At 39.9% G+C, this 6,261-nt stretch carries 9 protein-coding genes; 2 read left to right on the top strand and 7 right to left on the bottom strand.

Annotated features, from left to right (window positions below):
• Window positions 1–18: 18 nt before the first annotated feature.
• The 3 genes from AC1VNJ_RS04800 to AC1VNJ_RS04790 all read right to left on the bottom strand — a co-directional run bounded on the left by AC1VNJ_RS04800 (window position 19) and on the right by AC1VNJ_RS04790 (window position 2,241).
• On the bottom strand, window positions 19–585 hold the full coding sequence (locus tag AC1VNJ_RS04800; protein ID WP_482640359.1) for a TetR/AcrR family transcriptional regulator: 567 nt from the start codon (window positions 583–585) through the stop codon (window positions 19–21).
• A gap of 121 nt (window positions 586–706) precedes the next feature.
• Window positions 707–1,345, bottom strand: a complete 639-nt coding sequence (locus AC1VNJ_RS04795) for a hypothetical protein (RefSeq protein ID WP_482640358.1) — start codon at window positions 1,343–1,345, stop codon at window positions 707–709.
• On the bottom strand, window positions 1,342–2,241 hold the full coding sequence (locus AC1VNJ_RS04790) for a LysR family transcriptional regulator (protein ID WP_033579892.1): 900 nt from the start codon (window positions 2,239–2,241) through the stop codon (window positions 1,342–1,344). The genes AC1VNJ_RS04795 and AC1VNJ_RS04790 overlap by 4 nt, the downstream gene beginning before the upstream one ends.
• Before the next feature lie 156 nt (window positions 2,242–2,397).
• On the opposite strand from AC1VNJ_RS04790, the gene AC1VNJ_RS04785 reads away from it, so the two are divergent.
• Window positions 2,398–3,147, top strand: coding sequence for a sulfite exporter TauE/SafE family protein (locus AC1VNJ_RS04785; protein WP_028415058.1), 750 nt, complete (start codon window positions 2,398–2,400; stop codon window positions 3,145–3,147).
• A 21-nt stretch (window positions 3,148–3,168) separates the two neighbouring features.
• Here AC1VNJ_RS04785 and AC1VNJ_RS04780 read toward each other — a convergent pair whose 3' ends face one another.
• The 4 genes from AC1VNJ_RS04780 to AC1VNJ_RS04765 all read right to left on the bottom strand — a co-directional run bounded on the left by AC1VNJ_RS04780 (window position 3,169) and on the right by AC1VNJ_RS04765 (window position 5,315).
• The gene (locus AC1VNJ_RS04780; protein WP_482640357.1) at window positions 3,169–3,663 is read right to left on the bottom strand and encodes a GNAT family N-acetyltransferase; all 495 of its coding nucleotides are present in this window, start codon (window positions 3,661–3,663) and stop codon (window positions 3,169–3,171) included.
• Between the two features lie 72 nt (window positions 3,664–3,735).
• Window positions 3,736–4,377, bottom strand: coding sequence for an NAD(P)-dependent oxidoreductase (locus tag AC1VNJ_RS04775; RefSeq protein WP_033579891.1), 642 nt, complete (start codon window positions 4,375–4,377; stop codon window positions 3,736–3,738).
• A gap of 50 nt (window positions 4,378–4,427) precedes the next feature.
• Complete coding sequence (locus AC1VNJ_RS04770) at window positions 4,428–4,613, bottom strand: hypothetical protein (RefSeq protein WP_080974286.1); 186 nt, start codon at window positions 4,611–4,613, stop codon at window positions 4,428–4,430.
• A 39-nt stretch (window positions 4,614–4,652) separates the two neighbouring features.
• Window positions 4,653–5,315 (bottom strand): MgtC/SapB family protein, encoded by a 663-nt coding sequence (locus AC1VNJ_RS04765; RefSeq protein WP_034270637.1) that lies wholly within the window; start codon window positions 5,313–5,315, stop codon window positions 4,653–4,655.
• A gap of 105 nt (window positions 5,316–5,420) precedes the next feature.
• Between AC1VNJ_RS04765 and AC1VNJ_RS04760 the strand changes: the two genes are divergently transcribed.
• Window positions 5,421–6,218, top strand: coding sequence for a class I SAM-dependent methyltransferase (locus tag AC1VNJ_RS04760; protein ID WP_482640356.1), 798 nt, complete (start codon window positions 5,421–5,423; stop codon window positions 6,216–6,218).
• Window positions 6,219–6,261 lie beyond the last annotated feature (43 nt).

Raw genomic sequence — 6,261 nt, 5'->3', positions numbered from 1 at the left:
AAAAGTGGAAAGCTTTTTTTATTTGCGAATCAGAACCGGAATCTGCTGCTGAATCTGCTGCAAAGGAGCGCTTGTTTTCTCTGTTAACGAACGCAAAATACCGCCTTCTATCATACAGTTAATCACAACTGCAAGCTCTCCTGCCTGCTTATCTTGAAATCCGCTCTCTATCATTTTTTCTCTAAAAAGTTTTTCCCAATCTTGAAACGCTGCATAGCAGACTTCGCGAAGCGGTTCATTAATAAGCGCCGTTTCTCCAGCCATCAGTCCAACAGGCATACCAGCAATACTTTCTTCGTGTTCAAACTGCTTGGACAATTCTTCAATAAAATACTGAATAGCCTGTGCCGCGTCAGAAGATTTATTTAAACTTTCTTTAATTTGAACTTGGACGTATTTATTCGTATATTGAACAGCGTGAATCGCCAGTTCTTCTTTCCCTTTTGGAAAATAATAATAAAGAGACCCTTTTGGCGACCCGCTCTCTTTAATAATTTGATTTAATCCCGTTGCATGATAGCCTTGCAGCTGAAAAAGCCGCGATGCTGTTTCTAAAATCTTATCGCGTGCATTTGCTTTCTTCACAAAACGATGCCTCCCCTATATAATAAGTGGTTTCTATAACACTACTTATCATATAAGGAAATGAAATTTTTGTCAAAATAAAGTGAATATTTTACCATTTATTTTTCCTTATTTTCATTTCTTATGACCTAATAATTGTTTTTCTTACTTCTTCCTCTAACGGTTGAAGAGGCGTAATAATACGGTCGCTCACCTCCTCAGCCGCTTCTACCATCGAGAGCTGCGCCACTGAAACAACAGTGTTATGATCTTTTACTAGCTCATCTAAGACATGTTTCACCTTCTGTTTATACTTCTCTATGTTTCCAGTCATTACTAGTTCAAAAGCACCTTCTATCACAACAGGGTGAACTTTTATCTTTACATTTTGATAAAATGCAAATTCGTCTAGACGCTTCATCGTTCCTTCTACGGTCTCCGGATTTGTAAACACGATAAGCTGTGGTTCTTCTATTTCACATATTCGGCGAAAATAAGGCTCATCGATTTTAATAATTGGAACATCACTTGTAAATGCTTCTGGTAAAAGAGCAATGTAGTTCGTACACGTGAGTAAAATGGCATCCGCTGAACATTCTTCCATCCACTTTAACTGCTTCTCTACTTTTACAGCTGCTGATTCCGCTGCCAACTTAGGGTCGGTTGTTACCCGATGTACAAGGCCGGGGTCTACGAAATGCATACAGTTCGCAAACGGCAGCGCTTTTTCTATATAAGAGATGTTCGAATGATGAGCGTGCAGGCAAGCAATTTTCTTCATCGTTTTCCTCCTGTATGATGGTCTTTGAAATACTGAATTAAAAATTCCTGGAACTTTTTCGCAACAGGAGTTAAGTATTTATCCTTGTTCCACGCAATCCCAATTACCCTTGAAGCTGTGTCTTCTTTGAGCTTTATTTTTTTAATGCCTCGCAAGTCCACTCCCTTTATTTCAGGAAGCAAGGCAACCCCTAAATGAGCCGCTACAAAACCAATCACCGTCAAAAATTCTTCTCCTTCAAACGTAATATTTGGGACAATTTCAGCTTCTTCGAACAGCTGATCAAAAATTGTTCGGCTTCCGTATCCTTTTTTTAACGCGATAAACGATTCATGAGCCAACTCTGAAATCGAAAGCACTTGTCTTGAGGCAAAAGAATGCGTATCAGGGACATACGCGTACAGCTCGTCTTTCCATAAATATTCCCACTGAATTCCTGCCCTAGATTCCGTTACGGAAGACATACAAAAATCAATTTCTCCCGTTTGAAGCTGATCGAGCATGATGTTCGTAGCGTTCTCAAAAATTTGAAATTGAACGTTCGGATACTCTTGTAAAAAAGCATGAACTAGTTTCGGGACGGACGAAGCGCCTAATGATTTTAAAAAAGCAAACGAAATGCTGCCGCGATGAGGATGAATCAAATCTGAAAGCTCACGTTTCGCTTCTTCCATTTCGTTTAATACTTTAGCCGTTCGTTCATAAAAAAGCCTTCCGTATCGATTTAAAATAACTTGCCTTCCTTTTCGTTCAAATAGCGGTACGCCAAGCTCTGATTCTAACTTAGAAATTGAGCGGCTGAGCGTAGGCTGCGCAATTGATAATTGTTCCGCTGCCTTTGTGAAATGTTCCGTTTGAGCTACAACATTAAAATATTCGAGCTGCTGCCATTCCATTTTTTTCACATCCTTTACTTATTACATAATACTATCGATTTCATATAAATTATACATTGGACGTCATAAAAAATTCATGTTTAAATGAAGAACGTAGCACTTGCCGAAAATGTTATGTGTCTGCATAGAATAAGTGTTGAAAGAAGGAATTCGTTTATGGATGTTTCAATTATTTTAACAATGTTAGCCGTCGGACTGATCTTAGGATTTGTCGGAGCAGGCGGATCAGGTTTTATTATTTCAATTTTAACGCTGCTGTACGGCGTATCTGTACACGTTGCACTCGCAACGGCTCTTACCGCAATGATTTTCTCTTCTTTATCTGGCGCCGTCAGTCATTATCGCGAAGGTAACGTATCTTTAAAATCCGGTATCTCTGTTGGTATCCTCGGTGCATTAGGCGCTTGGATTGGGTCTAACCTTTCATCCTTTATCCCAGAAGGCGAGCTAAAATGGCTCACAGCCGGCATGCTTTTATTATCTGGTGTTTTACTTTGGCTGCGAATGTTTTTATTTTCCCGTCAGCAAAAAGAACGTACTGTTCCAACAGGAGCTAAATTTGTCGTTTATTCTTTACTAATCGGCTTAATTACGGGCGCTCTGTCCGGAATGTTTGGAATTGGCTCAACTCCATTTATCCAGCTTGGCCTTATGATGGTGTTAGGCTTGTCTATTCGCCAGTCGGCCGGAACGACGATGCTCGTTATTATTCCGATTGCAATTGGCGGAGGAATGGGCTATTATCAGCAGGGCTTTTTAGATATCCCGCTGTTGATTCAAGTAGTTGTCGGCACAATGGTCGGTTCATATATTGGAGCAAAATTTACAAATCGTGTACCTGCTCCCGTATTAAAAACGTCCCTTGTAGCGCTGCCTATTTGCTCTAGCTTTCTCCTTGTTATATAAGAAAAAAGCTTGAACTCTTGTTCAAGCTTTTTTTATATTCATCTGATAAACAAACTGCTTTCCTTGGCTTCCAAAAACATGCCGGTCTGTATCGACAAAGCCGCATCGTTTGTATAGGTGCTGCGCCGCCGTGTTTTTATGGTTCACGCCTAGCACCACTTTATTTTTAGTGCGAAAGTGATGGTTGATAAAAGAAGGAAGAAGTTTCAATGACTTTTTGCCAACTCCCTTTCCTTGATAATCAGGATGAATGGAATAAGACCGTATTAAAAGCGCGCCGGATCCCTCGGTATATGCTTTAACGGCTTCCCCTGCGTCGAGCACGAAAAAGCCGGCTAGTTTGTTTTCTGCCAAAATCAAAACGGGCCTTCTATCTCTTTCCTGCTTACACTTAGCTATAGCTTCAGCGGGAAGTGCCGTGTAAATGAGCTGCTCTTCAGGCAGCGTATAGCTATGTATAGATGACTCGTAGGCTTCACTATAAAACGTTAGTGCTACGTTTTCTTTATTCTCCATTTTCTGCTGGACTCCTTTTCTTTTTCCATAGTATAACATGCACAAAAAAAGCCGCATAAAGCGGCTTTTCCTTTATCTAGCGTCGGATACAACGGTAAAGCGTTCGTTTACATGCTCTCCTCGCTCAATTTCATCAATAACTGCAATGGCGTAATCCGCATAGCTGACATGGCTGTTTCCTTCTGAGTTTAAAATAACATGATCTTTCCCTGTTTTATAAGCATCCGTTCGTTTTCCTGAAGGATTAAAAAATGCTGCTGGGCTAATGAACGTCCAATTAATATCGCTTGTACTTTCTAAGTCTTTTAAATTTTGGGCTTGGTTGTCAGCTGTCGCTTTGTACTCTTTTGGAAAATCAGGCGTATCTGCTAGACGCGTCGTTTTCTCTTCATCTACAAACAAACTTCCTGCTCCTCCTACAACAAGAAGACGAACGTCCGGAGCTTGTTTAAATACATGAATTAACGATTGCCCCGCTTCTACATGCAGATGTTCTTTTCCTTCGGGAGCTCCAAACGCATTGACCACGGCATCCAAGCCTTCGATATCTTTTGCCGTGATATCAAAAATGTCTTTTTCCAGTGTACGAACATCTCGTTCCTCTACTTTGCTCGCATCACGTACAATTGCCGTTACATCATGTCCGCGATTTAAAGCTTCTTTCACGATAAAACTTCCTGCTTTTCCTGTAGCACCTACAACTCCAATTTTCATTTTATAACCTCCAGTAAAATTCTCTATATTTAGGTAATAGCCTTTTTTTGCTATGATAAAACACAGCAAAACGGTTTAAGCAAGATAGAGAGAACAAATTGGATAAATGAGTTAGTATGGATTACTTTTAACACCGAGGTTAATTCCCGTGCAAGGCTTCGCTTTCCGCGGGCGGCCGCTGAGCCTCTTCGTCGCTTACGCTCCTGCGGGGTCTCACCTGTTCCGCCAACTAAAATACGTTTCTTCCAGTCTCTTTTGAAAAAATAAATGAGTGCTTATTCAATTTCAATAAATAACACGTGAGCCATAGAGTGAATCGATTTAATCAATTCTACTTTATTCCCTTTCTTTTTTGCCTTTCCTTTTATTTCAACAAAATAGAGCAGCTCACCTTGATGATGATCTTGGTGAATTTCGTAAGACGAAATCATAATATTTTCTTTTTCAATCTTATCAAGCAGCTCATAAATATCCTCTTGATTTGCTGCACGAAACTTAATTAAAATGGAATGAGTAGAAAGAGATGTAAACATTACGTTCAATATTTCTAAGCCAATCAGCACTAATATAGTTGCGCTAATGCCGACTGTATACATACCGGCCCCAATGGTTAAACCAATTCCCGACGTTGCCCATACGCCTGCGGCTGTTGTGAGCCCTCTAATATGATGCTTTTGAATAATAATCATACCTGCTCCTAAAAAACCAATACCGCTTACTACTTGTGCGGCCACCCGGCTCGGATCAAGAGCCATATGATCTTGATGAAGCACATCTGAAAAGCCATATTTCGAAATTAGCATAATCAGCGTGCTACCGACAGCAACTAAAAAATGAGTGCGAAACCCTGCTTCTTTAGCTCTAAACTCTCTTTCTAAACCAACCAAAGCTCCTAACAAACCTGATAGGGCTAGACGACTAATAAAAGCTGCGGTCATTCTTTCTCCTCCTTTCTCTTCACTTTTTCACAAATGCACCTATTAACTATTTCTATTTTTGTTATAATTTACTATAACTAATTTTTAAAGTGGAGGCTAATCAAAGTGGATAAAGTTATCGATTATTACAGCAGATTTGATGAGTGGGGGAGATTAGAACGCGAGCCTATTGAGTTTCAAGTAAACTGGCATTTTATAAAAAAACACCTTCCTCCTAGAGGTCATATTTTAGATAACGGTGCCGGACCGGGAAGATATGCCTTGAAACTAGCAGAAAACGGCTATGAAGTAACTTTAACTGATTTGACACCGCAGTTGGTTGAAAAAGCCAAAGAAAAAGCTTTAGAACAGCAAGTATATAATGTATTTCGTAATTTTCACGTGGCAGATGCACGAAACCTTCACTATTGTTCAGATGAACAATTTCATGCGGCATTAATGCTTGGACCAATGTATCATTTACAGAAGAAACAAGACCGTATTCAAGCCGTTCGAGAGCTGTATCGGGTAACAAAGCCAGGCGGAACTGTTTTTATTTCATTTATGCCGCGCGTTCAGCACGTCATTTCTTCTTTAACATCGCCGGAGCGTTTAAAACCAAACAACACGGCAAAAGCGCTTCATGATTTTTATGAATCAGGCTGCTTTAATCATGCAGAAGAAAGGCGATTTACTCACGCTTATTACACTAAAATTGAGGATATTATTCCGTTTTTAAAGAAGCATGGATTTCGATGCATCGAGCTGATTGCCTCGTCAGTTAATTCAAAAGAGTGGAAGTACTGGCAGGAAACTTCTTCTGAAGAAATGAACAACATCGTTCAGCTCCTTATTCAACAAGCATCGAACCCGTATCACCTTGGACTGTCTTCTCACTTACTTTATATCGGGCGAAAAAATTAATAATCACCTCTATTTATCATAGGATAGATAGAGGTGATTATTA

The sequence above is a fragment of the Priestia sp. 3CA3 genome (genome assembly GCF_056836725.1).
The sequence above is the reverse complement of the archived record's forward strand: the minus strand, read 5'-3'. Positions and strand labels throughout refer to the sequence as shown.

Excerpts from the sequence above, each read along its gene's own strand:
- AC1VNJ_RS04795 (WP_482640358.1), bottom strand. The coding sequence starts at position 1,345 with ATGAAGAAAATTGCTTGCCTGCACGCTCATCATTCGAACATCTCTTAT.
- AC1VNJ_RS04790 (WP_033579892.1), bottom strand. The coding sequence starts at position 2,241 with ATGGAATGGCAGCAGCTCGAATATTTTAATGTTGTAGCTCAAACGGAA.
- AC1VNJ_RS04785 (WP_028415058.1), top strand. The coding sequence starts at position 2,398 with ATGGATGTTTCAATTATTTTAACAATGTTAGCCGTCGGACTGATCTTA.
- AC1VNJ_RS04780 (WP_482640357.1), bottom strand. The coding sequence starts at position 3,663 with ATGGAGAATAAAGAAAACGTAGCACTAACGTTTTATAGTGAAGCCTAC.
- AC1VNJ_RS04775 (WP_033579891.1), bottom strand. The coding sequence starts at position 4,377 with ATGAAAATTGGAGTTGTAGGTGCTACAGGAAAAGCAGGAAGTTTTATC.
- AC1VNJ_RS04765 (WP_034270637.1), bottom strand. The coding sequence starts at position 5,315 with ATGACCGCAGCTTTTATTAGTCGTCTAGCCCTATCAGGTTTGTTAGGA.